Source organism: Profundibacter amoris, from assembly GCF_003544895.1.
Lineage (GTDB): Bacteria > Pseudomonadota > Alphaproteobacteria > Rhodobacterales > Rhodobacteraceae > Profundibacter > Profundibacter amoris.
Window position 1 is genome coordinate 2,951,099 of record NZ_CP032125.1, and the last position, 24,028, is coordinate 2,975,126.

Below are 24,028 nucleotides of genomic sequence, written 5' to 3' on the forward strand. Positions count from 1 at the left end.
GCGCCCCGTTCGAGGTGAATCTAGACCAATCCGGTGACTCCGTCCAGAAAAACCCTTGGAAAATACCGGCTTGTGATGCGATCCTGTGGCATTTAGAGCGCATCCGATCCAATATGAAACCAAGCCGGGACACGCCCGACCCCGGGTGGGCGTTGCTACATTTATTGAACAGAAATGTGGTCGAAGAAAATCAAACCGCTTGTGATTGTTGCAACGCTGCAATGCGCCCTCCCGTGGGGAGGGTCGGGCGCGTCCCGGCGGTCCAGAAAAAACCAACCTATCGCAATGCCGCCTCGGCCGCGGCCCCCAAGCGCAGCAAACGCTCCTCGCTCATCGGTGGGGAAAGGAACATGATCCCGCAGGACGGCACCCCCGTCGGCAGGGTCAAAGCGGCCCCGCCCATCAGGTTTGCAATCCGCGTATTGCGCAGGGCATGCAGGTTTACATCGACATAATATTCATGGTCCGTCGCCAGCCGTTCCAGATCGGGCGGCAGGATTTGCGAGGTCGGCATGATCACCGCATCCATTCCCGCCACCCGCGCATTATAGGCGGCCCGCAGACGGCGCAGTTTCATCCAGCCCTCAACAAATTCGACGCCCGAAAACGTCGCCCCCGCGCGGAACCGTTCAAGGATTTCGCCGAATACCTTGTCCGGTGCGGCCTCGATTGCGCGGTGCCACTGGGCATAGGCCTCGGTGGTGAACAGCACCGCCGACAGGGCCAGCGCCTCGCTTACCTCGGGTGCTTCACCTTCTGTAACAATCGCGCCTGCCGCCTTCAATTTCTCGACCGCGCCCGTGAAACCCGCCATCGGCTCCTCACCCACGCCATCCATGGCTTCGGTCGTCAGGATCATCAGCCGCTTGCCCTGCAAGCTGCCCCCCCGTAAATCCGCCGGTTTGCCACCTTCCAGGGCCGCCAGCATAAGGGCTGCATCCTCGACCGAACGGCACAGCGGGCCGACGGTGTCAAAGCTTTCACACAGGGGCACCACCCCCTTTAGCGACAGGCGGCCCGAGGTGGTTTTCAACCCCACCAGATCATTCCATGCCGAGGGTATGCGCACCGATCCGCCCGTGTCCGAGCCGATCCCGCAGGGAGCCAGATCAAAGGCAACCGAGGTCGCCGCGCCCGAGGACGAGCCACCGGCAACTGCGGCAGGATCATTCACGCTGGGCGGGCTTTCGGTGACCGGATTATAGCCCAGCCCCGAAAACGCCAGTTCCGACATATGGGTTTTGCCCAGACAGACCAGCCCCGCTTCGGTGGCGTTTTTCAGCACCTCGGCATCCTCGTCCGGCACGCGGCCTTGCAACAGGGCCGATCCGGCCTCGGTCGCCACGCCTGCCGTATCGAACAGGTCTTTCCACGAAACCGGCACGCCATCCAGCAGCCCTCGCCGGTTGCCGCTTTTGGCCCGATCCGCGGCCGCCGTTGCCTCGGCCAAGGCGCGCTCTTCGGTCAGGCGGGCGTAAATCCGGTGCTGCAAAGGGTGTGCCTTGATCGCGTCCAGATAGGTCTGCGCCAGCGCGACAGGATCAATTTCCCCCGCCCCGATCCCGCGCCCCAGATCCGCCGCCGTCATTTTCAACCACGCTTTTGACATATCCCGCCCTTTCACATCCGTTTTCTGGACGCTAGCGCCCCTGCGCCACATGGACAATCCCGAATTGGGCGGCCTATGTAGGGATATGGAACGCGACTCGGATATTATTATCGTTGGCGGCGGCCTGAACGGCCCCGCTTTGGCACTGGCGCTGGCCGATGGCGGCTTTTCGGTGACGCTCATCGACGCCCTGCCCGCCCGCAGCCGTGATCAAGAGGGGTTCGACGGGCGCGGCTATGCGCTGGCGCTGGCCTCGCAACATCTGCTGGCGGCGATCGGTGTCTGGCCACAGGTGGCCGAGAACAGCCAACCGATTAACGAGGTCAAAATCACCGACGGGCGCGCAGGCGAAGGGCCGAGCGGCTGGATGCTCCATTTCGACAGCCGCGAGTTGGCCGAGGGGCCGATGGGCTATATGGTCGAGGACCGCTATCTGTCGCGTGCCCTGCAAGGGGCGGTGAAAAAACACCCGTTGATTATGCAGATCAACGGCGAAACCGTGGTTGAGCAACAGGCCGGACCCGCCAGTGTGACGGTGACAACCGCTAGCGGCAAAACCCTGACCGGCAGTATCCTGATCGGCAGCGACGGGCGGGCCAGCGGCACCGCCAAACGCGCCGGTATCCGCAGGGTCGGGCATGATTACGGGCAAACCGCGCTGGTCTGCGCGATTGAACACGAGTTGCCCCACCACGGTATTGCACATCAGTTTTTCATGCCCCCCGGCCCGCTGGCCATCCTGCCGCTGCCCGGCAACCGCTCCTCGATTGTCTGGAGCGAAACCACCGAGGAAGCCGCCCGCATCAACGCCCTGCCCGAGGGTGAATATCTGGACATCCTGCGCCCGCGGTTCGGCAGTTTTCTGGGACAAATCCGGCTGGCAGGAACACGGTTTACCTATCCGCTGAGCCTGACACTGGCCGAGCATTTCACCGCCCCGCGTCTGGCCCTGATCGGCGATGCAGCCCACGGGGTGCATCCGATTGCGGGGCAAGGGCTGAACCTTGGATTGCGCGATGTGGGGGCACTGGCCGAGGTTCTGATACTGGCCCGCAGAAGGGGCGAGGACATCGGCGCACCTGATGTGCTTGAGCGGTACCAGCGCTGGCGGCAGTTTGACACAGCGGTGATGGCGTTGGCGACCGATGCGTTTAACAGGTTGTTTTCAAATGATAATTCGCTGCTTCGACTGGGGCGCGACATGGGTCTTGGTGTGGTCAATGCCCTGCCATCCTTGCGAAAACGGTTTATCCGCGAGGCGGCGGGGCTGTCGGGCGATGTGCCAAAACTGTTGCAGGGGCGGCAGATTTAAAGGGGGTTGGCGGGGTGAACCCCGCCACCCCGACCTCAATCCAGCTTGCGCGCTTCGTCCACCAGCATCACCGGAATCCCGTCGCGGATCGGAAAGGCCAGTTTGGCCGATTTGGACACAAGTTCCTGTTTTTCGGCATCGTAATGCAGCGTTGTGTGGGTCACCGGACAGACCAGCGCCTCTAACATCTTACGGTCGAATTCAACTTCACCACTCATTGCATCACCCCTCCACCTTCAACGCGCCGCAGCACGAATTCCATCAATGTTACCAGAGTGTCCCGCCGGTCCGCCAGTGTCGGCGCTTCCAGCAGGGCCTGTTTGTCCTCGGGCGAAAACGGCGCCAGCATGGACAGCGAATTGATCAGCATCTCGGGTTCGGCCTTGGTCAGGTTATCCCAGTCGCTCTCCAGTTCCTGCGCGGTAAAGAACCGCTCAAGCAGGTCCAAAAACCGTTCGCGATCAAAGGATGTGATATGTTCAACCCCGCCCAAATCACGCGCGAACCCCTGCCAGTCGATCCGTCCGCGCAGATAGGGGGTGAACCCCTCGACCTGCTCTTGCAGACGAAACCGTGACACGCCCGTCAGGGTGATCATATAACGCCCGTCTTTGGCCTCGTTAAATCCCGTTATGCGACCGGCGCAACCAATGGCGTGCAATTCCCCTTCCGGGTCTTTGTCTACCGGCTGAATCACCCCGATCAACCGTTCGCGGGTTTTCAGAACATCCTCGAGCATCGCCAGATAGCGCGGCTCGAAAATGTTCAGCGGCAAGCGCCCTCGCGGCACCACAATGGCCCCCGATAACGGGAACAAAGGGATGGTGTCGGGCAGGTTTGCGGCTGGGATCATAACTCAGACTACCCCGAAACCGCGATTACACAAAGATCATTGACGACAATTTGCGCCGACCGTTCAAAACAATCGGATCATCCGCCTTGAGCGCATCGAAAATGGTGAACAATTGCGCCTTGGCCGCGCCACCGTTCCATTCGCGATCACGGCGGAACAATTCCAGCAATTCGTTCACAGCCCCCTCGGTATCACCTGCCGCATGCATAGCGGTTGCCAGATCGAAACGCGCCTGATGGTCGTCAGGGTTGGCCTCGACCGCGGCGCGCAGATCATCCAGCGGTCCGGCCTTGGCGGCCTGTTTCGCCAGTTCCAGCTGCGCATGGGCCGCTTCCAGTTCAGCAGTTTTCGACATTTCAGCCGTTGCGCCGTTCAGCGTGGCCTCGGCTGTTTCCAGATCACCGGCCGCGATTTGCGCCCGCACCAGACCACCAAAGGCAGCTGCACTTTCGGCATCTTCTTCCAGAATGGCGGCAAAGGTCTCGGCGGCGTCTGACGCTTCACCCTCGGCCAGCATCGTTTCGGCTGCTTCAATCGCATCGGCCAGACCGCCATCGCCTTCCGGCCCCAACAGGGAAACCTTTTCGATAAAAGCCTTGATTTCCGACGCGGGAACTGCGCCCTGAAATCCGTCTACCGGCTGGCCATCCACAAAGGCATATACCGTCGGAATCGACTGGATCCGCAACTGCGCTGCAATCTGCTGGTTCTCGTCGATGTTCACTTTGACCATCTTCACCTTGCCACCAGCGGCTTTCACTTCGGCCTCCAAAGCGGGGCCAAGCGTTTTACACGGCCCGCACCACGGGGCCCAGAAATCGACGATCACCGGCACTTCTTTACTGGCTTCGACCACATCGGCCATGAAGGTTGCTTCTGATGCGTCCTTGATCAGATCGCCTGCGGGGGCGTCATTGCCTTGTCCTAGTTCAAGCATGTCATTCATCCATCAAATTGTTTGGTTGCCCCTTATATGTGCCTTTATAGCACAAAACCCAAGGGGTGAATTAAAGATCAAATGTCGCAAATATAGGTGCGTGGTCGCTGGGTTTTTCCCAGCCACGGACATGACGCACCACCCTGCTGGAATGTCCCGAGGCCGCAATATCAGTCGTGGCCCAAACATGATCCAGTCGCCGCCCCTTGTCCGCCACATCCCAGTCGCGGGCGCGGTAGGACCACCAACTATACAGCTTGCCTTCAGGGATATTGGCGCGGGTGACGTCCACCCAGTTGCCGGACTCCTGCACCTCGGCCAAGGCCTCAACCTCGATCGGGGTGTGGGAGACCACCTTCAACAGCTTCTTGTGGTCCCAGACATCATCCTCGCGCGGGGCGATGTTCAGATCGCCGACAAGAATCGAGCGTTCCGGCCTATTGGCGTGGAAATCGTCGCGCATGTCGGTCAGGTAATCCAGCTTCTGGCCGAATTTCTCGTTCACCTCGCGGTCGGGCTTGTCACCGCCTGCGGGCACATAGTGGTTATGAATGGTCACGCCGTTTTCCAGCCGCGCCGCCACATGCCGCGCATGGCCAAGGTTTGCGAAATCATGCCGTCCCGCGTCCACAATGGGCAGCCGTGACAGGATCATCACGCCGTTATACCCCTTTTGCCCGTTGGCCACCATGTGGGTATAGCCCAACGCGGCAAACCCTTCGGTCGGGATTTTATCAACGGGGCTTTTGCATTCCTGCAAACACAACACATCCGGCGCTTCTTCTTGCAGCAATTTCAACACGATAGGTTCGCGCAGGCGCACCGAATTGATGTTCCATGTGGCAAGGGTAAATGGCATTTTTTCTCCTGTCGGGCGGTTTCCGGTGTTTATGTTGACTGCGGGCATACCCCATTCATCCGGCTATTGGCAGTAAAAAAAGACCCGGCACAAAGGCCGGGTCAGTCCAACAGGGAGGATGCATGTCATAACCCCGACATGCAGGGGAACTCGTTTGATTCGCCGCTAGGCAACCAATCTATACCCGCCGGATTCGGTCACAAGAAGGCGGGCATTTGACGGATCCGGTTCTATTTTTTGACGAAGACGGTAAATATGTGTCTCTAATGTGTGCGTGGTGACGCCTGCATTATAGCCCCAAACCTCGTGCAGCAGCACATCGCGGGCCACGACGCCCTCGGTGGCGCGGTACAGGAATTTCAGGATATTCGTTTCCTTTTCCGTCAGCCTGATTTTGCGGTCGTCCTCGGTGATCAGCATTTTCATCGCCGGTTTGAAGGTATACGGCCCAAGGGTAAACACGGCGTCCTCGGACTGTTCATGCTGGCGTAACTGGGCACGGATGCGGGCCAACAGCACGGGAAATTTGAACGGTTTGGTCACATAGTCGTTCGCGCCCGCGTCCAGCCCCAGAATGGTGTCTGCATCGGAATCATGGCCGGTCAACATCAACACGGGGCATTTCACCCCTTGTTTGCGCATCAAGCGGCACAATTCGCGCCCGTCGGTGTCGGGCAGGCCCACATCAAGGATCACCAGATCATACAGCGCCTCTTTGGCCTTCACCATCGCATTGGCACCATCGGCAGCCTCGAACACATCAAAATCTTCGGTCATGACCAATTGTTCGGACAGAGCCTCGCGTAGATCATCATCGTCATCTACCAGAAGGATTTTCTTTACATTGTTGCTCATCACCGGCTCCTTTAGCGCGTGCTGTTACATATAAAATGTGCCTAAAGCGCTGTTTCAACAAGGGGCGGTGGTCTTTTCTCACGCATCCGTGTGTAAACTCACGCATCCGTGTCAAAAACGCGCTATATGTTTCAAGTTTCTGAAATAATCGCTACATGATGCGTAACGAACTGAAACAAGGACTGCCGATGCCCCTGCGCCCCGATACCGTCGAAATGCTGGCCCGCGCCCGTGCCGATCTGCGCATGGGGGTGCCGGTGGTGCTGTTTAATGGCGGGCGTGCCGCACTGGTGCTGGCGGCTGAAACCCTGTCACCCGAACGGTTGGCGCAGGTTCAGGCGCTTGAGGGTGTGCCGGTTCTGGCCATCACCGCGCGACGTGCCGAGACCCTGAAAACCGCTGCTTACGATGGCGATCTGGCGCGGATTGTGCTGCCGGATGATGCAACGCTGGCTTGGGTTCACGGGGTGGCCGATCCGGCCGATGATCTGAAAATGCCGATGAAAGGCCCGTTTTTGGCAATGCGCGATGGTGCCGCTGACCTGTCCCGCGCCGCGCTGCAACTGGTCAAATCCGCCCGCCTGTTGCCTGCCGCCCTGTTGCTGGATGTCCCTGCGACATTCGCTACGGACAACAACCTGACCCCGATTGACCTGACAAAAACCGCCGATGCCCTGACCGCCACCAGCCCGCTGTCCGAGGTGATCAGCGCCCGCCTGCCCCTGTCTGTGTCCGAGGCGGGCCGCCTGCACATTTTCCGCCCCGAAGATGGCGGCGAAGAACATTATGCGGTGGAAATCGGCCAGCCGGACCGCGCCAAACCCGTGCTGACGCGCCTTCATTCGGCCTGCTTCACCGGCGATCTTCTGGGGTCGCTGAAATGCGACTGCGGCCCGCAACTGCGCGCAGCACTGGCAATGATGGGGGACGAGGGGCATGGTGTTTTACTCTACCTCAATCAGGAAGGGCGCGGTATCGGCCTTGCCAATAAAATGCGCGCCTATTCCTTGCAGGATCAGGGGTTCGACACGGTCGAGGCCAACCACCGGCTGGGGTTCGAGGATGACGAACGCGATTTTCTGATCGGCGCCAACATCCTGAAACAAATGGGGTTTTCTCAGGTGCGCCTGCTGACCAACAACCCGAAAAAGGTGGAAATGATGCAAGGCGCAGGGCTGACTGTGACCGAACGCGTGCCGCTGAAGGTTGGGCATACCGCCCATAATGCGGGCTATCTGAAAACCAAAGCCGACAAATCGGGGCACCTGTTATGACGGCAGATGATCTGGTCCTGACCAGACAGGGCATCCGTTTTCAAAACCGCCTGATCCCCTGTTCTATCGGTCGTGGCGGCATCACCACGGACAAACGCGAGGGCGACGGGGCAACGCCTGCGGGCATCCACCGTATCATGGGGCTGTATTACCGCCCCGACCGTATGGCCCCGCCCGCATCTTGGGCCATCCCGATCGGCCCGTTTGATCTGTGGTCCGACGACATCAACGATCCGGCCTATAACCACCTTGTCCGAAAGCCACATCCGTTCAGCCACGAATCCATGCACCGCGCCGATCCGCTCTATGATATGGTGCTGATCACCGACTGGAACTGGCCGCGCGCCATTCCCGGCAAAGGCTCGGCCATTTTCCTGCACATCTGGCGTAAACCGCATCATCCGACAGAAGGCTGCGTCGCCTTTTCAAAGGAAAACCTGCTGTGGATCATCCAACACATCACGCCGAACGAAACTTGCCTGATCATCCCCGATCTTTGTTCCTGAAATATCCCCGCCGGAGGCATTAAACCTTTTACGCGGCCCTAGAGCAAATCCAATCCAATTGAATTCACCACACAACCCGAACGCATTTGCAGTTGCAAACGCTGTCTCGGGTTGCGCGGTAAATACACGAATCTGAATAGATTGGATGCGCCCTACCCGTAATCCCGCGCCCCGAAAATAGCCGAGCCAACCCGCACATGTGTTGCCCCCATCGCCACCGCCTGTTCGAAATCGGCACTCATGCCCATCGACAGCCCCACAACCCCGTTGCGTTCGGCAATCTTGCGCAGCAACGCGAAATGCAGGCTGGGTTCTTCATCGGCGGGCGGAATACACATTAACCCCACCACCGGCAAATCCAGCGCGCGGGCCTCGGCAATAAAGGCATCCGCATCCGCCGGCAGAACCCCTGCCTTTTGCGGCTCTTCACCGGTATTCACCTGAATGAACAAATCGGGGCACTGCCCGATCTCTTGCGCCAGCCGCGCAAGGGTTTTGGCCAGTTTGGGCCGGTCCAGCGAATGGATCGCCTCGAACAGACCCATCGCCTGCCGTGCCTTGTTGGTCTGCAACGGCCCCAGCAAATGCACCCGCACCCCGTCAAACCGTTCCCGAAGCGCAGGCCACTTGCCCGCCGCTTCCTGCACCTTGTTTTCCCCGAACAGCCGATGACCGGCCTTCAGAACCGCCACTACCCGCTCGTTCGGCTGGACCTTGGACACGGCAATCAACCGGGTCGAGCCAAGCTCGCGGCCTACCCGTTTTTCCTCGGCGTGTATTCTGTCAATGATATCTGAAAGGGACATATCCGGTTTTGCCTTTGTTCCGTTGCAAAACCAGATAGCCAAAAGAAATGGGGGCACGCAACAGCGCACCCCCAAATACTTTGGATATCAGCTCAAATTAGAACTTGAACTTGATACCGGCTGTAGCGCGCTTTACGCCAATTTCGCTGTTCGAGTAGCCAGCAACCAGCGATGCACCGCCCAGATCATAGGAAACACCCAGACCCCAAGGGTTGTCTGTGGCTGCAACCGAGCTATCGTCGGAAACGAAAGCCGAAACAGTTGTTGCACCGAACGAATAAGAACCGTTGATGGTGAACTTGTCTGTGCCGTTGTTGTCAGCATATGCCAGACCAACGCCGAAGTCACCCAGCTTGCCGCCGACTGTCAGGACAGTTTTGTCCCAAGTCGGGTTTGTATCACCATCCTGCATACCCAGGGCAACAGTCCAGTCACCGAATTTGTAAGCAACATGCGCGCCGATGATGTTATCAGCAGTGGTAAGGTCATTCAGCGCAGCATAAGTCAGCATGCCCGAGAAATCGCCAGCCGAGTATTCAACCTCAACACCGTTAGCGCCAGCGCCCGAAGACGAATATGCAGTCCAAGTCCAGTAAAGCTGGTCAGCTGTGTTCATAACAACGTTCGAGAAGCCGTTGCCGTTCAGGCCAACAGTACCGGCATATGCGCCAGGCATACATTCCAGGGCACCACATACGTTACCAACGCTCAGCTTCAGGCCACCGGACTTCAGGTAGACAACTGCGCCGTTGACGTCTGTCAGGGCGGTTTCGTTGTTACGCAGACGGATGCGTGCGCCCAGCTCCAGACCCGAGTCTGTTTCTGTGGTCATGTCGATGTTCAGCGTAACACGCTTTTCCAGTGTAGTGGACGGCACTGGGGATACAGCAGCGTCATTCCACTGCAGGCCAAAGCGGGCAGAGCCGCTCAGAGATACGTCAGCAGAAGCTGCGCCGGCAAAAGCAACCAGTGCGGTTGTTGCTAAGAGAACTTTTTTCATTTCGTTTTCCCTTGTTTGTTAAAGGTGCACCTCAATTCAGGGAATCCGAATTGAGTATGCCGTTATTTCGCTCTTTGCGGCGCGCATTGCAAGATTTCCGGCCCCGTATAATTCATTGCGCCCAATCGTGGTGCAGCTTTGCCACAGTCCATTTGGCCAGTTGCCCCTAATCATAATTGCACTGTTCCGTGGCCCGAAACCTCTTGCCCGCCCCTATAGCGTTATATACTAAAGCAATAACCACAGGATTTAGGGTATATCGAATGACTTTCAGGCATAAAACAACCGGAATCATCGCAATATTGGCTATTACGGGCCTTGCGGCCTGTGGCGGCGGTTCCCGCGGGTCCATTGGTTCGGGCAGTTTTTCCGGCTCGAAACGCACGCAACCTGTAAAAACGGGCACTTTCAACTCGGATGTGGCTGACGAAACCCGCCGTGCGGCTGCCGGAGAGGGCAAAAGCAGCCTGTTTGACATCTTCAAGAACAACCCCGATGCAAATACCACCGTCAAAGTGAACAAATACATCTGGAACGCTTCGCTTGAGGTTCTGGATTTCCTGCCAATCGAATCGGTTGATCCGTTTACCGGCGTTATCGTCACAGGATACGGCACCCCGCCCGGTGGTGGCCGCGCCTACAAGGCCACGATTTATGTGCAGGATCCGGCACTTGATGCCCGCTCGCTGAATGTATCGCTGCGCACCCGTGGCGGTGTGGTCAGCGCCGACACCGTGCGCGCCATCGAGGATGCAATCCTGACCCGCGCGCGTCAGTTACGGATTCGTGACGGAAAACTGTAAACCGGCCCGAATCGTTTTAAATCACGACCACGCCGGGCAAATCGTCCGGCGTTTCCATATCAAGGATGCGAACAACATGTCCCGCTACACCGCAAATGAAATCGAAGCAAAATGGCAAGCCGCCTGGGACAAGGCCGGAGTGTTCAAAGCCAAACGCGATGAATCAAAGCCGAAATATTATGTGCTCGAGATGTTCCCCTACCCGTCCGGCCGCATCCATATGGGCCATGTGCGCAACTACACCATGGGCGACGTGATCGCGCGTTATAAACTGTCGAGCGGTCACAACATCCTGCACCCGATGGGCTGGGACGCCTTCGGCATGCCCGCCGAAAACGCCGCGATGGCCATCGGCGGCCACCCCAAGGACTGGACCTATAACAATATCGCCGACATGCGCGCCCAGATGAAGCCGCTGGGCCTGTCGATCGACTGGTCGCGCGAATTTGCCACTTGTGACCCCGAATATTACGGCCAGCAACAGGCCATGTTCATTGATTTCATGGACAAGGGTCTGGTCTACCGCAAAGAGGCCGTGGTCAACTGGGATCCGGTGGATATGACAGTTCTGGCCAACGAACAGGTGATCGACGGCAAGGGCTGGCGCTCGAATGCGCCGGTTGAACGGCGCGAGCTGACACAATGGTTTTTCAAAATCTCGGATTACTCCGAAGAATTACTGACGGCACTGGACGGGTTGAAAAACTGGCCCGAAAAGGTGCGGATCATGCAGGCCAACTGGATCGGCAAATCGCGCGGTCTGCAATTTGCCTTCAATCTGACCGAACCCGCCGCCGGTTTTGACAAAATCGAGGTGTTTACCACCCGCCCCGACACTTTGAACGGCGCGTCCTTTGTCGGCATCTCACCCGACCATCCGCTGGCCAGGGCGCTTGAGGCAGGCAATCCGGCGCTGGCCGAATTCAACGCCGAATGCCGCCGCATGGACACCACCGAAGCGGCGATGGAAAAGGCCGAGAAGAAGGGTTTCGACACCGGCCTGACCGTGCAACACCCTGTTTATCCTGATAAAACCCTGCCTGTCTGGATCGCCAACTTTATCCTGATGGGCTATGGCACCGGCGCGATTTTCGCCTGTCCGGCCCATGACCAGCGCGATCTGGATTTCTCGCGCAAATACGGGTTGCCGGTGATCGACACCTTCTATGCGCTGGAAAATCCGGCTCCGGTTGAAAACGAGGCCTTCGTGCCGCCCAAATCCGAACCCGTGAAATGGATCGACCATTTTGCGGGGCTGGACGTGGCCACAGGACAAGAGGCCGTGGATACCACCATCGACTGGTTCGAAGCCAAAGGCCTTGGCAAGGGCGTGACCCAATACCGCCTGCGCGACTGGGGCCTGTCGCGCCAACGCTATTGGGGCTGCCCGATTCCCGTGGTGCATTGCGACACCTGCGGCGTGGTGCCGGAAAAGAAGGAAAACCTGCCGGTCGAACTGCCCTATGATGTAACCTTCGACACCCCCGGCAACCCGCTGGACTGCCACCCGACATGGCGCGATTGCAATTGCCCGTCCTGTGGCAAACCGGCGAAACGCGAAACTGACACGATGGATACATTCGTCGATTCCTCATGGTATTACGCCCGCTTCACCAGCCCGCACGCCAAAACCCCCACCGATCTGGACGATGCCACCTACTGGATGAATGTGGACCAATACATCGGCGGGATCGAGCACGCGATTCTGCACCTGCTCTATTCCCGTTTCTTCGCCCGCGCGATGCACATCACCGGCCATTTGCCCGCCAAGGCGATTGAACCCTTTGACGCCCTGTTTACCCAGGGCATGGTCACCCATGAAATTTACCGGACCACGGACAACAAGGGCCGCCCTGTCTATCACCTGCCCGAAGAGGTTGATCTGGAAACCAAAACCGTCAAGGCCACAGGTGAGCCGCTGGAAATCATCCCCTCGGCCAAAATGTCGAAGTCCAAGAAAAACGTCGTCGATCCGGTGTCGATCATCGACTCCTTTGGCGCCGATACCGCCCGCTGGTTCGTGCTGTCCGACTCACCGCCTGAACGCGATGTGGAATGGACGGCCTCGGGGGCCGAAGCCGCGCATAAATTCCTGAACCGCGTCTGGAACCTGTGCGATAAAATCGCCGGCCTGCCCGATGGCACAGGGCAAAGCGATGACGACCTGATTCGCGCCATGCACCACGCCATCCATGACGTGACTGCCGGTATCGAAGGGTTTGCCTTCAACACCTCGATCGCCAAAATCTATGCCTTCACCAACACCCTGTCCAAATCCAAAGCAGGCGGCACAGCCCAGAAACAGGCGATCAGGGTTCTGGCGCAACTGATGTCCCCCTTCACCCCGCATCTGTCCGAAGACATCTGGACGCATCAGGGCGGCGAAGGTCTGGTGACACAGGCCCCGTGGCCACAGCATGATCCCGAAATGCTGGTGCAGGACACCATCACCCTGCCGATCCAGATCAACGGCAAACGTCGGTCGGAAATCGCCGTTCCTGCCGATATGCCAAAAGAAGAGATTGAAAAAATCGCGCTGGCGAACAAAGCTGTCATAAAGGCGCTCGATGGCGGGTCGCCGAAGAAAATGATCATTGTGCCGGGGCGTATCGTGAATGTCGTCATTTAACCGCAGAACCCTTATGTTGTCGTTGGCCGCACTTTCGGCCTGCGGCTTTACCCCTGCCTACGGGCCGGACGGCCCCGCCAAAGGGCTGCGCGGACAGATACAGGTGGACGCGCCAACAGATCGCAACGGTTTTGATTTCGTGCGTCGGCTCGAGGAACGTCTGGGGCGTGCTGACGCTGCACAATATAAACTGTCCTATACCCTGAACCTGAGCGAGGACGACCTTGCCATCACACCGGCACAGGAAATCACCCGCTATAACGTGCTGGGAACGGCGCAGTTCACCTTGCAGAATGTCGGCACCGGCGAAATCGTCACCTCCGGCACGGTCAGCAATTTCACCAGCTACTCGGCCACCGGCACCACCGTCAGCACGCAAACCGCCAAACGCGCAGCCTATGCCCGTCTGATGATTATTCTGGCCGACCAGATCACAACCCGCCTGATCGGCACATCCGGTGCGTGGATGAAATGAAGCTATCCCCCCGCGACGCCGCCGGATATTTCGCCAAACCCGATCCAAAACGCGCGGGGTTGCTGATTTATGGCGGGGACGCGATGCGGGTGGCTCTGAAACGCCAACAGGTGATTTTGGCGCTGATCGGCAAAACCGGCGAAGAGGAAATGCGCCTGACCCGCATCCCCGCGTCCGATCTGCGATCCGACCCTGCCTGCCTGATCGACGCGATGACCGCACAGGGGTTTTTCCCCGGTCCCCGCGTGGCCTTTGTCGAAGACGCGGCCGACGGGCTGACCAAATTCATCAAACCCGCGCTGGAAAGCTGGCGCGAGGGGGATGCACAAATCATCGTCACCGCCAAACAGCTGAATGCGCGATCCTCCTTGCGAAAACTGTTCGAGGCGCACAACAACAGCTTTGCCGTCGGCATCTACGACGATCCACCATCAAAATCCGAAATCGAATCCGACCTTGCCAAAGGCGGGCTGGCCAACATCCAGCCGGATGCGATGGAGGCCTTGGTCAGCCTGTCACGCGACATCGGCCCGGGCGATTTTCGGCAGGTGATCGAAAAAATCAGCCTCTACAAACTGAACGACAGCACCCCCCTGACCCCCGAGGATGTAACGGCCAACGCCCCCACCTCGACCGAGGCCGCGCTGGATGATGTGCTGAACATCGTCGCCGAAGCCCGCAGCGGCGAAATCGGCCCCGTCATGCGCAAACTGGAAAGTCAGGGCGTGCAACCCGTGGGCCTGTGCATCGGCGCAACCCGCCATTTCCGCACCCTTTACGCCGCCGCAAACAACCCGTCCGGCATCGGCGGGTTGCGCCCGCCCGTGTTCGGCGCGCGGCGTGACCGGATGCAACGGCAATTGCAACGCTGGAGCGGGCGCAAACTGGAAATCGCTCTGACCATGCTGACCGATACTGACCTGCAATTGCGCTCGACCTCGCGCGCGCCGACAATGGCGCTGATGGAACGCACTCTGGTCCGGCTGGCAATGTTGGCAGGGCGGTAGGCACAAATTCTTTGAAAGGATTTAGACAAGGATTTTTGAAAACTCCTTGCGCCGCTCAGACCGCAGCCCGCCCCGCCCAATGCCCCGTTGCCAGACAGCCGGTCAACAGATAGCCACCCGTCGGTGCCTCCCAGTCCAGCATCTCGCCCGCACAGAAAACCCCCGGCGCGGCCTTCAACTCCAGCCCTTCGGTCAGCGCCGAGAATCTCACCCCGCCGGCCGTTGAAATCGCCTCGTCCATTGGCCGTGGCCCGCTGTGTTTCAACGGCAGGGATTTAATCACCCGCGCCAGTTCCTTACCTGTTGGCAAGGGCCGCGCGAATTCCTGCAACAGCGCCAGTTTCACCGCGTCCAGTTTCAGCACCTTGCGTAACTGGTTCGTCACCGTCGCCTTGCCCCGTGGCTTTGACAACCGTTCCGCGATCCGTTCAACTGGCCAGTCCGGCAACAAATCCAGCATTAATTCCGCGCCCTCGCGCATGGCTTTTGAGACCGCGTAAATCCCGCTCCCCTCGACCCCGCGTTGCGAGATCACAAATTCCCCGCGCCGCGATTTTCCGTTTACTATCAGCGCAACACCCTTCACCGGCTGGCCGAAATGCCGCGCCATATAGGGGGACCAATCCACCGCAAAGCCCATATTCGCAGGCCGAAACGGCGCCAGTTCCACCCCCTTGGCCGCCAGCATTTCCGCCCACGCCCCGTTTGACCCCAACCGTGCCCAACTGGCCCCGCCCAATGCCAGAACGCAGGTCTTGGGGCGCAGCACCTGCATCCCGTCCGGCGTGGCAAATTCAAACCCGTCACCCCAGCCGGTCCAGCGCCAGCGGGTGCGAAAATCCACCCCCTGCCCGCGCAACCGCACCAACCATGCCCGCAATAGCGGCGAGGCTTTCATAACCTTGGGAAACACCTGCCCGCTGGACCCCGTGAACACCTCTTGCCCCAACTCCCGCGCCCAGTCTTGCACGGCCTCCGGCCCGAAGGCTTCCAATGGCCCGCGCAGCAATTCCGCTGCCTCGCCATAGCGGGACAGGAAGGTTTCAAACGGCTCGTCCTTGGTCAGGTTCAGCCCCGATTTTCCGGCCATCAGAAATTTGCGCCCGACCGTGGGTTTTGCGTCAACCACCAGCACACGCCGCCCGGCCCGCGCCAGTTCTTCGGCCGCCATCAGCCCTGCCGGACCGCCACCAATGACCAGCGCGTCAGGCACCCGGGAAACCGCCCTTGATCTCGACCACGCGCTGCGGATAAGGGATTTCGATGTTGTTTTCTTTCAGCGCATTCCAGACCAGAAACAGCACATCCGAGGTGAATTTGTTTTCCCCGTCGTCAATCCCGTTAACCCAGAATTCCACCGCGAAATCCACGCCGCTGTCGCCAAACCCGCGCAATTCGCAATCGGGCGGAAAGGGTTTGTCCAGCACATCCTTGTGCTTGGCCACGGCCGCTTCGACAATCGCCGGAACCTTGTTGATGTCTGTGTCATAGGACACGGAAAAAGGCGCCTCGTAGCGGTTGGCCGAACCGCTATCGGAATAGTTCACCACGCGGGTTGTGATGAAATCCTCGTTCGGAATCACGATCCAGCGCCCGTCATATGTTTCCAGAATGGTGGCCCGCGCCATCATCTTGATGATCGTGCCCGCCTCGCCGCCGTCCAGTTCGACATAATCGCCAACCGTCGCCTGCCCTTCCAGCAGCAGGATCACGCCGGATATGAAGTTCGAGGCGATCTTTTGCAGCCCGAAGCCAAGGCCCACACCAATCGCACCGCCCAGCACTGCAAGTGACGTCAGGCTGATGCCCATGATGTTCATTAACAACAGGAACGCCACCCCGAAGATGGTGATCTCCGTTGCCTTCACCGCCAGTTGCCGCGTTGCGGGGCGCATTTCCTCCTGTTTGCTGATCAGGGCGGCGCTTTGATCGTTTGACCAGCGGCCCAGCCAGAACAGGATGCTGCCCGCAATCACCCCGCGCACCAGCGCCATGATGGAAAACGATATATTGCCAAGCGAAATCACCGTGGCCGACAGATAGGCGGTCAGGTCATCCAGCAGGCCCAGCGCGTATAGCGCCATTGCGGGGATCAGGATGTATTTGCCCAGCAGTTTCAGGAAGGAATCCGTGATAATGTCGCGCACCAAGGCCCGCGCTGCCAGAAACAGGAACACCCGTTTGCCGAATGCTATCACCGCGCCGGAACCGAACAGCGAGCGGGTGATCTGCTCGCCAATGCCAGTGAATGCATAGGCCAGAAGCGGCAGCAACAGCGGCAGGAACATCAGCACGAAGCGGCGCGCCTGCGCCAGATAAGAGGTCTGGCCATCGGGCGGGGTGATGGTTTTGGTCAGGATCGGGGACAGTTTGCGACTGACCACCAGGGCCAGCAGAAACGCCGCCACCAGCAGGCCGAATTGCGACCACGCGGCGGGGCTTAGCAACCAGCCCTGCGCCAGTTCCCAGCCCTGATTCACATAGCCCAACACCTGCTTAACAATTTCCGGCTGCCCATCCATGCCCGCACCTTTATCCGTTACACATCGCTTTGATACCGCCCAGAATTTCCGGTTTGGCGCCCAGCACATCCGCAGCCAGATCACCAATGGTTCCGGCCATCTTATCGCCGGAAACCAGCCTGTCCACCAGCCCGAATTCCAGCGCCTGATCAGCCGTGATTTTTTGCCCACCCATCAGCAGCAGTTTTGTGCGGGCGGGACCGATCAGCGCCCGCATCCGCGCAGGATCGGACGGTTGCGGCAGAAAGCCCAGCTTCATCACGGGGTAAAAGAATTTCGCCTCCGGCACCGCGATCCGCAGATCACAGGCCAGCACCATGCCGAAAGCGCCGCCCGCAAGGGTTCCGTTCAGCGCGGCAATGGTCAGACAGGGGGCGGCGGCAACAGCCCCCGACAGCCGCTCCCAAACCGGATCGGTCGCCAGCCCCGCGCGGGCCTCGTCAAGGTCGGCACCGGCGCTGAACACGCGCCCCTCGCCGGTGATCACAAGCACCTTGGCGTCAACCGCGCCTTGGGCGATGTCGGCCAGTTGCTCCAGCATGGCTTTGGTCAGCGAATTGGCCTTGTTCGGGCGGCGGATGGTGACTGTCCACTGACCACCGTCCTTTTGCAGATCAATCATTCACCCAGCCCCACCCGTTTGCGGATTGCCTCGTCCCGCAGGGCAATTTCCTGCCCGACAAATTCATCCGCATCCGCGCTGCACATCCAGACTAGCGTTTTTGCCACCCACTCGGGCGGAATGTGGTCCTCCCACTCCATCGCGCTGACGGGGTTGATGCCCGAGGCCTTGATCTCGCGCTGCATTTCGGTGGCAACCGTGCCCGGTGACAGACCCATCGCGCGAATGCCAACGCCCGCACCTTCCTTGTCGGCGCACATGGTCAGCATGGCGGCACCGGCCTTGGAGGCGCAGTAATGGCTCCAGCCTTCAAGCGCGGTATGGGCCGCGCCGGAACTGATGGTGATAATCGTGCCGCCCCCGTTGGCCTGCATCACGGGCATCGCGGCGCGCATGCCGTAATAGACACCTTTCAGGTTGATATCGATCACCTGTCCCCATGCGGCAGGATCGGACGTGATCAAGGGTGAAATCGGCTCGATCACACCGGCATTGTTGACCAGCACATTCAGCCCGCCGAATTTAGCCACGCCCTGCTGCACCGCCGCTTCAACCGCGGAATAGTTGCTGACATCGCAGGCAATTGCCAAAGCGGAATCACCGATTTCGCGCGCAAGTGTTCCAATTGCCCCGCCAGATCGCGCCAAAAGCACCACATTTGCCCCCGACTCGGCAAATTCCCGCGCAGCCGAAGCGCCGATTCCCCGGCTTGCCCCAGTGATAAGAACCGTTTTTCCTGATAAATCGCCCATTTTCGCCCCTCCTTTAAAAAAGTAAGGATAAAACACTCTTTGCACCATGAATAGAGCCGACTTATACTTGCACCTCGCCCAAATCGGGGCCATTTATACGCCAAACTATTTTCAACCACGAAGGGTTCAACATGACGAATTGGAAAACAATCGGCGGATCCGCCGTATTTATTACATTGATGGGCAGCACTGCGTCTGTTGCAGAGATTACATCGCAAGAGGTCTGGAATGACTGGAGCCAGTATTTATCCGGCTTTGGTTACGAAGTTACTGCCACACCGGATATCACATCTGACAGCGTTGTGGTAAACAGCCTGATGATTGCCATGCCTTTGCCTGATGATGGCGGGATGGTCAAAGTCGATTTCGGCAAGATTTCCTTCATGGATCAGGGCGATGGCACTGTTGCTGTTATCCTGCCGGATCAAAAACCGATTGCCATCAGCGTGGACAACAATTTTTCTGTCACGCTGAACTATGACACGACAGGCATGTCGATGGTCGTCAGTGGTGCTGCCGACGATATGACGTATACCTATTCGGCCCCCAAAGTTGCGATCAGCATTGCTGATCTGGTCATCGAGGGTGAAAAAATAGACACGGCCAAGCTGGACCTGATCCTTTCCGATGTGGCAGGGCAATCCACCAGCAAAATGGCGGGTCTGCGGAATATCGTTCAAGCCATGTCAGCCGCAAGCCTGACTTATGATTTTGCCCTTGCCGAGCCGGGTGGCGGCGATTTTGCCATGACTGTCAAAGGCGCGATGTCGGACCTGAAGATGGAGTCTGACAGCAGCATTCCTGCCGATGTGGACTTTGCAAAGATGTCCGAAGCACTGAACAACGGATTTGCTGCCAAAGGTAGTTTTTCATGGGGCGCGGGCGGATACGAGTTTACGTCCAAGGACCGCGGCAATTCGGTTACCGGCTCTTCCACCTCGGATTCGGGCAGCCTGAATTTCGCGCTGGATCGTGAAATGATCAACTATGGCGGCACGACAACCGGAACCAAATCGTCCTTCACCAGTTCAGACCTACCGTTTCCTGTCGATATCACCATAGCCGAAGCCGCCTTTAACCTGTTGATGCCGGCTGGCCCGTCGGATGATCCCAAGGACCTGAACCTGACTGTCAAATTGGCCGATTTCAACGTCAATGACATGATCTGGGGCATGGCCGATCCGATGGGCAAACTGCCCCATGATCCGCTCACCTTCATTCTGGATGTGGATGGCAAGGCGAACTGGTTTATCGACATCATGGACCCTGAATCAATGGCTTCCGGCGATGTGGACATTCCCGGCGCACTGCACGAACTGACCCTGAACGCCCTGCAACTGAAGGTCGCGGGCGCGGACCTGACCGGGAACGGTGCCTTCACCTTCAACAACGACGATCTGGAAACATTCGACGGCATCCCTGCCCCGACCGGTGAAATCAACCTGAAACTGGTTGGCGCCAACGCGTTGCTGGACAATCTGGTCGCCATGGGCCTGCTGCCCGAAGACCAGGCAATGGGTGTGCGCATGATGGCCGGCATGTTTACAGTTGCCGGTGAAGGCGATGACACGCTGACATCGAACATCGAAGTGAACGGTGATGGCTCGATCCTGGCAAACGGCCAGCGCATCAAGTAATATCGTTCAAGCACTGCTACACGGGCCGCAAGGATAACCTCCTTGCGGCCCGTTTGCGTTTTGGCCTAGGGTTTTGGGTATTATTGCCCTGTCATTTTAGGAAAGCCCGCCAATGAACACCCTGAACCGCCTTTGCACCACAACCGCCTTTGTCGCCGCCCTGATGGCAACCAGCCCGTCATGGGCCGATGTCACCGCCGAACAGGTCTGGTCCGACTGGCAGGACATGATCGAAAGCACTGGCGCCAAGGTGACTTATGACAGCGCGGCAGATGACGGCATCCTGACCATCAATGATCTGGTCGTCACCGTGGATGAAGCGCCGAAAACTGACATCCGGCTGGGGGCGGTGGTCTTGCAGGAAACCGGTGACGGGTCGGTTCAGGTTCTGTTGCCCGCCAGTGGTCCGATCATCATTGAAACCGGCAGTGAAAAGGCCACGCTGGAGCAACGCAACACAGGGTTTTCCCTGATTGTCAGCGGCACGGCTGGTGATCTGACCTATCGCTATGCGGCCACCGAAATTTCGCTGGCACTGACCGAATACCGCAAGGACGACATACGCCGAGAAGGGCTGAAGGCCCAAGTGGCATTGAACGATCTTTCCGGCATGTTGCACGGGCGCACGACCGGCCTGCGTCAGTTGGAGCAGGATTTCACCCTTGGCAAACTGGCCTATATGATCGACCTGACACACCCTGAAAAAGAGATATCGTTTACCTCGGAAGGGAGCATCACAAACCTGCAAAGCGATGTGAATGTTGCCATTCCCGAAAACATCAAAACCCTGACCATGGCCGAGGCTATGGACAATGGTCTGATCATGAAGGGTAACATCGGCTATAACGACATCGCCGCCCGTTTCACCTATTCGGAAAACGAAGACAAGATTACCGGATCGGGTGAATCCGGTTCCGGTGATATACGGATGTCGCTTCAAAAGGGGGACAACACGGTCGTTGAAGCGTCCGAAAGCATCTCCTTTGGCCCGATCCGCCTGCGGGTGGACGGGGATGTTGCTGATAATGATATGTTCAATGCCCGTTTTGCGCTGGATCAGCTTGGGGGGCGTCTGGATATGGGGCTGCCGGAAAATATTGAATCCTTCAGTTCCGGTTATGGTGAAACTTCCATGGCGGACCTTATGAACGCGGGGTTCCGTGTTGGGGTAAACCTGAACTATGACAATCTGGATGGCGCAGTTTCCTTTGTTAGAGGCGGCGAAGCAGGCAGCATTTCCGCCATTTCTGACATGCTGGATTTCGGCTTTTCCCTGTCGCGTGAAATGCTGCGCGTTTCAAGCGCCAGCAAGGGAACCGAATTCAATCTGGAAACAGTGGACCTTCCCATCGGCGCCATCCGCCTTGTGGTTGCCCAAACCCTACAGGATTTCCGGTTGCCGCTGAAAACCACACCTGACCCGCAACCCTTTGTCTATCACGAGGAAATCAGGGATCTGGCAATCAGCGACAATCTGTGGGCTATGTTTGATCCTGACGCACAAATACCGCGCACCGCCATTACCTATGTTCTGAATGTCAGCGGTCTGGGTAACTGGTTGGTTGACCCCTTCGCCCCCGAATTCGACACGCCCGGCAACACCAAAGGCGAATTGCACCGCCTGACGCTGCATGAACTGCTGTTGCGCGGTGCAGGTGTGGAACTGACAGGGGCTGGTGATTTCACCTTCAACAATGATGATCTGGACAGCTATGACGGCATCCCTGCGCCCAAAGGGGATTTGGAACTGAAGCTGACAGGCGGCAACCAAATACTTGATACACTGGTCAAAATCGGCGTCCTGAGTGACGAAGATGCCTTGGGCTTTCGCATGGCATTGGGATTGTTCACCCTCAAAGGCGATGGCGATGACACGATTGTGTCCCATATCGAAGCCAACGGTAAAGGCGATCTTCTGGCGAACGGCAAGCGCCTGAAGTAAGCTGCTGTAGATTCATAAATAAAGGTACCCAAGATGATCCGTATTTCCCGCCTGTTCACCAGCACTGCCATCGCAACCATGATCGTCATTCCCGCAACAGCCGAAATTTCGGCCGATGATGTGTGGAACGGGTTTACGGCCTATTACAACGCCTTTGGCCTGACCGTAGATGCCACCGAAACACGGACAGGTAACCGGCTGACCATCAGCAACCTGAAACTGTCGGCGCAATTTCCGTTTGATCTGGGATCGTTCATTCTGACAACAACCGGTCTGGACTTGATCGAAAACGCAGATGGCACGGTGGATATCATCGCCCCCGAAAGCCTGCCGCTGGCGGTGGCCATCACACTGCCCGAGGATGTGTTTGTCACAACAACCGTGGACTATCGGCTAACGGGCTATCAGGCGCGGGTTGCGGGGGATCCTGACGAATTCACAATCACATCCCGGCTTGCGCGGGCAGATGTGGAACTGGGCGCGCTCAGCATTACAGGGCCAAAAGCCAAGGACCTGGATTTCGACGGCACTTTCACCCTTGCCGCGCGCGATATATCGGGTGAAACCGAATATACCATTGGCGATTTACTGGTGATCACACAAGACAGCCAGATGGGCGCGCTCGCTATGAACGGCAGTTTTACCGGAAAAGATGCCCGTCAGGGGGACATGCAAACCACCATGTCCTCGACAATGTCGGATGTGCAAAGCAGCACCAGGATTTCGGTTCTGGCAACCGGAATAGACCTGATGAACCTGCCCGCACAACTGCGTGACGGCATGTCGATCCAATACGCATCCAAGGTGCGTCAACAGACGTCCTCGCAGCGTGTCACGGTTAACGGAAATATGGTGTCCGACCAATCCACAAACATCGGCAAATCATCAAGCACGGTCGGTTTGTCCAAAGATGGCGCATGGATGAAAATACAGGCCGATGACTATGCCATTGATTATACCTTGCCCGAACTTCCTTTTCCGATCCGTATGGTTGCATCCGAAATAATCGGAAAATTCTCAGGCCCGCTTTTGAAATCCGATGACGATCAGGAGTTTGTCTACATGTTCGACATAAGCAATCTGAAAATTGCGGATGACCTGTGGAACCAGTTCGATCCCGATGCCGTCCTACCCCGCGATCCGGCCCGCCTTCTGGTCGATCTGTCCGGCACTGTCCGCCTGTTTGCTGACCTGCTGGATTTCAACGCCCTGCGCGATGCAATCGACAATGGCACCAAAGTTGCCGAACTAACCGGCCTGACCCTGAACGGCATGGACATCTCGGCCGCCGGTGCACAGCTCACCGGAACCGGCGCCTTTACCTTTGACAACAGTGACAAGACAACCTTTCAGGGCCTGCCAGCCCCCAGCGGCACGGCCTCCTTGCAAATGTCCGGCCTGAACGCGATGATGGACAACCTGATCAAAATGGGTCTGCTGGAAAATGACGCGGCCTTCGGGATGCGCATGGGGCTGGGACTGTTCACTGTGGCAGGCGATGGCGACGACACCTTGGTGTCGGACATCGAGGTCAAGCCGGACGGGCAGGTTCTGGCCAACGGCAAGCGGATTAAATAGCCACCCGCCCTTGCGTGTGGCGGGACAGGTGTTTACCTCGGGTGCAACCG

At 58.2% G+C, this 24,028-nt stretch carries 22 protein-coding genes; 10 read left to right on the forward strand and 12 right to left on the reverse strand.

Annotated elements, in window-relative coordinates; translation table 11 throughout:
- Positions 1-277 precede the first annotated feature (277 nt).
- The gene (locus BAR1_RS14740; RefSeq protein WP_118943729.1) at positions 278-1,609 is read right to left on the reverse strand and encodes an amidase; all 1,332 of its coding nucleotides are present in this window, start codon (positions 1,607-1,609) and stop codon (positions 278-280) included.
- A gap of 85 nt (positions 1,610-1,694) precedes the next feature.
- On the opposite strand from BAR1_RS14740, the gene BAR1_RS14745 reads away from it, so the two are divergent.
- Complete coding sequence (locus tag BAR1_RS14745; protein WP_118943730.1) at positions 1,695-2,921, forward strand: UbiH/UbiF/VisC/COQ6 family ubiquinone biosynthesis hydroxylase; 1,227 nt, start codon at positions 1,695-1,697, stop codon at positions 2,919-2,921.
- 35 nt (positions 2,922-2,956) lie between these two features.
- On the opposite strand, the gene BAR1_RS14750 is transcribed toward BAR1_RS14745, so the two are convergent.
- The 5 genes from BAR1_RS14750 to BAR1_RS14770 all read right to left on the reverse strand — a co-directional run bounded on the left by BAR1_RS14750 (position 2,957) and on the right by BAR1_RS14770 (position 6,425).
- Entirely contained in the window at positions 2,957-3,139 is a 183-nt protein-coding gene (locus BAR1_RS14750; protein WP_118943731.1) for a Trm112 family protein, read from the reverse strand.
- Positions 3,136-3,774, reverse strand: a complete 639-nt coding sequence (locus tag BAR1_RS14755; protein WP_118943732.1) for an LON peptidase substrate-binding domain-containing protein — start codon at positions 3,772-3,774, stop codon at positions 3,136-3,138. Before BAR1_RS14755 ends, BAR1_RS14750 begins: the two co-directional genes overlap by 4 nt.
- A gap of 25 nt (positions 3,775-3,799) precedes the next feature.
- Entirely contained in the window at positions 3,800-4,711 is a 912-nt protein-coding gene (gene trxA, locus BAR1_RS14760) for a thioredoxin (protein ID WP_118944501.1), read from the reverse strand.
- 70 nt (positions 4,712-4,781) lie between these two features.
- Positions 4,782-5,570: an exodeoxyribonuclease III gene (locus BAR1_RS14765; protein ID WP_118943733.1), complete on the reverse strand. Its 789-nt coding sequence runs from the start codon at positions 5,568-5,570 to the stop codon at positions 4,782-4,784.
- Positions 5,571-5,735: 165 nt separating this feature from the next.
- Positions 5,736-6,425, reverse strand: coding sequence for a response regulator transcription factor (locus tag BAR1_RS14770; RefSeq protein ID WP_118943734.1), 690 nt, complete (start codon positions 6,423-6,425; stop codon positions 5,736-5,738).
- 188 nt (positions 6,426-6,613) lie between these two features.
- On the opposite strand from BAR1_RS14770, the gene ribA reads away from it, so the two are divergent.
- Together ribA and BAR1_RS14780 are read left to right on the forward strand one after the other, a co-directional pair.
- Positions 6,614-7,699 carry a GTP cyclohydrolase II gene (gene ribA, locus BAR1_RS14775; protein WP_118943735.1) on the forward strand — a complete coding sequence of 362 codons (1,086 nt, stop codon included), beginning with the start codon at positions 6,614-6,616 and terminating at the stop codon, positions 7,697-7,699.
- Positions 7,696-8,205: a L,D-transpeptidase family protein gene (locus BAR1_RS14780; protein WP_118943736.1), complete on the forward strand. Its 510-nt coding sequence runs from the start codon at positions 7,696-7,698 to the stop codon at positions 8,203-8,205. The genes ribA and BAR1_RS14780 overlap by 4 nt, the downstream gene beginning before the upstream one ends.
- Positions 8,206-8,357: 152 nt before the next feature.
- Here BAR1_RS14780 and BAR1_RS14785 read toward each other — a convergent pair whose 3' ends face one another.
- Together BAR1_RS14785 and BAR1_RS14790 are read right to left on the reverse strand one after the other, a co-directional pair.
- Entirely contained in the window at positions 8,358-9,011 is a 654-nt protein-coding gene (locus BAR1_RS14785; protein WP_118943737.1) for a YggS family pyridoxal phosphate-dependent enzyme, read from the reverse strand.
- A 97-nt stretch (positions 9,012-9,108) separates the two neighbouring features.
- Positions 9,109-10,011, reverse strand: coding sequence for a porin (locus tag BAR1_RS14790; RefSeq protein ID WP_118943738.1), 903 nt, complete (start codon positions 10,009-10,011; stop codon positions 9,109-9,111).
- 263 nt (positions 10,012-10,274) lie between these two features.
- On the opposite strand from BAR1_RS14790, the gene BAR1_RS14795 reads away from it, so the two are divergent.
- From BAR1_RS14795 to holA, 4 genes are all read left to right on the forward strand, one after another.
- On the forward strand, positions 10,275-10,814 hold the full coding sequence (locus BAR1_RS14795) for a DUF3576 domain-containing protein (protein WP_118943739.1): 540 nt from the start codon (positions 10,275-10,277) through the stop codon (positions 10,812-10,814).
- A 76-nt stretch (positions 10,815-10,890) separates the two neighbouring features.
- Positions 10,891-13,443, forward strand: a complete 2,553-nt coding sequence (gene leuS, locus BAR1_RS14800) for a leucine--tRNA ligase (protein WP_118943740.1) — start codon at positions 10,891-10,893, stop codon at positions 13,441-13,443.
- Positions 13,430-13,918, forward strand: a complete 489-nt coding sequence (gene lptE / locus BAR1_RS14805) for an LPS assembly lipoprotein LptE (RefSeq protein ID WP_118943741.1) — start codon at positions 13,430-13,432, stop codon at positions 13,916-13,918. Before leuS ends, lptE begins: the two co-directional genes overlap by 14 nt.
- On the forward strand, positions 13,915-14,925 hold the full coding sequence (gene holA / locus BAR1_RS14810) for a DNA polymerase III subunit delta (protein WP_118943742.1): 1,011 nt from the start codon (positions 13,915-13,917) through the stop codon (positions 14,923-14,925). Before lptE ends, holA begins: the two co-directional genes overlap by 4 nt.
- Before the next feature lie 55 nt (positions 14,926-14,980).
- Here the strand turns inward: holA and BAR1_RS14815 are convergent, their stop codons facing one another.
- Genes BAR1_RS14815 through BAR1_RS14830 form a run of 4 tightly spaced genes read right to left on the reverse strand, consistent with a single transcriptional unit; the run spans position 14,981 to position 18,821 of the window.
- Positions 14,981-16,138 carry a TIGR03862 family flavoprotein gene (locus BAR1_RS14815; RefSeq protein ID WP_118943743.1) on the reverse strand — a complete coding sequence of 386 codons (1,158 nt, stop codon included), beginning with the start codon at positions 16,136-16,138 and terminating at the stop codon, positions 14,981-14,983.
- Entirely contained in the window at positions 16,131-17,447 is a 1,317-nt protein-coding gene (locus BAR1_RS14820; RefSeq protein WP_118943744.1) for a mechanosensitive ion channel family protein, read from the reverse strand. The genes BAR1_RS14815 and BAR1_RS14820 overlap by 8 nt, the downstream gene beginning before the upstream one ends.
- 10 nt (positions 17,448-17,457) lie before the next feature.
- The gene (locus BAR1_RS14825; protein ID WP_118943745.1) at positions 17,458-18,069 is read right to left on the reverse strand and encodes an enoyl-CoA hydratase/isomerase family protein; all 612 of its coding nucleotides are present in this window, start codon (positions 18,067-18,069) and stop codon (positions 17,458-17,460) included.
- Complete coding sequence (locus BAR1_RS14830; protein ID WP_118943746.1) at positions 18,066-18,821, reverse strand: SDR family oxidoreductase; 756 nt, start codon at positions 18,819-18,821, stop codon at positions 18,066-18,068. The genes BAR1_RS14825 and BAR1_RS14830 overlap by 4 nt, the downstream gene beginning before the upstream one ends.
- Positions 18,822-18,952: 131 nt before the next feature.
- Here BAR1_RS14830 and BAR1_RS14835 point away from each other — a divergent pair, with 131 nt between their 5' ends.
- The 3 genes from BAR1_RS14835 (at position 18,953) to BAR1_RS14845 (ending at position 23,978) form a co-directional block, all read left to right on the forward strand.
- Positions 18,953-20,458, forward strand: a complete 1,506-nt coding sequence (locus tag BAR1_RS14835) for a DUF2125 domain-containing protein (RefSeq protein ID WP_118943747.1) — start codon at positions 18,953-18,955, stop codon at positions 20,456-20,458.
- 112 nt (positions 20,459-20,570) lie between these two features.
- A complete protein-coding gene (locus BAR1_RS14840) occupies positions 20,571-22,400 on the forward strand; it encodes a DUF2125 domain-containing protein (protein ID WP_118943748.1) in 1,830 nt (609 codons plus the stop codon).
- A gap of 33 nt (positions 22,401-22,433) precedes the next feature.
- The gene (locus tag BAR1_RS14845; RefSeq protein ID WP_118943749.1) at positions 22,434-23,978 is read left to right on the forward strand and encodes a hypothetical protein; all 1,545 of its coding nucleotides are present in this window, start codon (positions 22,434-22,436) and stop codon (positions 23,976-23,978) included.
- Positions 23,979-24,028: the final 50 nt, after the last annotated feature.

Bases quoted from the DNA above. Each gene is read 5' to 3' on its own strand.
- BAR1_RS14820 (WP_118943744.1), bottom strand. From the start codon at position 17,447: ATGGATGGGCAGCCGGAAATTGTTAAGCAGGTGTTGGGCTATGTGAAT.
- BAR1_RS14790 (WP_118943738.1), bottom strand. From the start codon at position 10,011: ATGAAAAAAGTTCTCTTAGCAACAACCGCACTGGTTGCTTTTGCCGGC.
- BAR1_RS14840 (WP_118943748.1), top strand. From the start codon at position 20,571: ATGAACACCCTGAACCGCCTTTGCACCACAACCGCCTTTGTCGCCGCC.
- BAR1_RS14765 (WP_118943733.1), bottom strand. From the start codon at position 5,570: ATGCCATTTACCCTTGCCACATGGAACATCAATTCGGTGCGCCTGCGC.
- BAR1_RS14785 (WP_118943737.1), bottom strand. From the start codon at position 9,011: ATGTCCCTTTCAGATATCATTGACAGAATACACGCCGAGGAAAAACGG.
- holA (WP_118943742.1), top strand. From the start codon at position 13,915: ATGAAGCTATCCCCCCGCGACGCCGCCGGATATTTCGCCAAACCCGAT.
- BAR1_RS14750 (WP_118943731.1), bottom strand. From the start codon at position 3,139: ATGAGTGGTGAAGTTGAATTCGACCGTAAGATGTTAGAGGCGCTGGTC.
- BAR1_RS14745 (WP_118943730.1), top strand. From the start codon at position 1,695: ATGGAACGCGACTCGGATATTATTATCGTTGGCGGCGGCCTGAACGGC.
- ribA (WP_118943735.1), top strand. From the start codon at position 6,614: ATGCCCCTGCGCCCCGATACCGTCGAAATGCTGGCCCGCGCCCGTGCC.
- leuS (WP_118943740.1), top strand. From the start codon at position 10,891: ATGTCCCGCTACACCGCAAATGAAATCGAAGCAAAATGGCAAGCCGCC.
- BAR1_RS14825 (WP_118943745.1), bottom strand. From the start codon at position 18,069: ATGATTGATCTGCAAAAGGACGGTGGTCAGTGGACAGTCACCATCCGC.
- trxA (WP_118944501.1), bottom strand. From the start codon at position 4,711: ATGCTTGAACTAGGACAAGGCAATGACGCCCCCGCAGGCGATCTGATC.
- BAR1_RS14780 (WP_118943736.1), top strand. From the start codon at position 7,696: ATGACGGCAGATGATCTGGTCCTGACCAGACAGGGCATCCGTTTTCAA.
- BAR1_RS14835 (WP_118943747.1), top strand. From the start codon at position 18,953: ATGACGAATTGGAAAACAATCGGCGGATCCGCCGTATTTATTACATTG.
- BAR1_RS14740 (WP_118943729.1), bottom strand. From the start codon at position 1,609: ATGTCAAAAGCGTGGTTGAAAATGACGGCGGCGGATCTGGGGCGCGGG.
- BAR1_RS14770 (WP_118943734.1), bottom strand. From the start codon at position 6,425: ATGAGCAACAATGTAAAGAAAATCCTTCTGGTAGATGACGATGATGAT.
- BAR1_RS14795 (WP_118943739.1), top strand. From the start codon at position 10,275: ATGACTTTCAGGCATAAAACAACCGGAATCATCGCAATATTGGCTATT.
- BAR1_RS14845 (WP_118943749.1), top strand. From the start codon at position 22,434: ATGATCCGTATTTCCCGCCTGTTCACCAGCACTGCCATCGCAACCATG.
- BAR1_RS14755 (WP_118943732.1), bottom strand. From the start codon at position 3,774: ATGATCCCAGCCGCAAACCTGCCCGACACCATCCCTTTGTTCCCGTTA.
- lptE (WP_118943741.1), top strand. From the start codon at position 13,430: ATGTCGTCATTTAACCGCAGAACCCTTATGTTGTCGTTGGCCGCACTT.
- BAR1_RS14830 (WP_118943746.1), bottom strand. From the start codon at position 18,821: ATGGGCGATTTATCAGGAAAAACGGTTCTTATCACTGGGGCAAGCCGG.